This is a genomic window from Corallococcus sp. CA047B (assembly GCF_003612065.1).
Taxonomy (GTDB): domain Bacteria; phylum Myxococcota; class Myxococcia; order Myxococcales; family Myxococcaceae; genus Corallococcus; species Corallococcus praedator.
This window is the reverse complement of record NZ_RAWD01000757.1, coordinates 1-345: the sequence shown is the minus strand read 5'-3', so window position 1 is coordinate 345 and position 345 is coordinate 1. Positions and strand designations below refer to the sequence as shown.

Genomic DNA, 345 nt, shown 5'->3' with positions numbered 1-345 from the left:
CGCCACCACCACCGCCTCGCGCACGCCTTCGCATGCGCCCAGCCCCGCCTCCACCTCGCCCAGCTCCACCCGGTAGCCGCGCACCTTCAACTGGAAGTCCACGCGCCCCAGGAACTCCAGCTTCCCGTCCTCCCGCTGCCTTACCTTGTCCCCCGTCCGGTACAGCCGCGCGCCCGCCTCCTCGCTGTACGCGTCCGGCACGTACCGCTCCGCCGTCAGCTCCGGACGGCCCACGTAACCGCGCGTCACCACCGCCCCGCCCACGTACAACTCTCCCGCCACCCCTCGCGGCACCGGACGCCCGCTCGCGTCCAGCACGTACATCCGCGCGTTCCCAATCGGACG

General features: G+C 72.8%; 1 protein-coding gene. It reads right to left on the bottom strand.

The features are described from left to right. Positions 1-345: AMP-binding protein (locus D7X74_RS42530; protein ID WP_147446942.1), on the bottom strand; the 345-nt coding region annotated here is incomplete at both ends.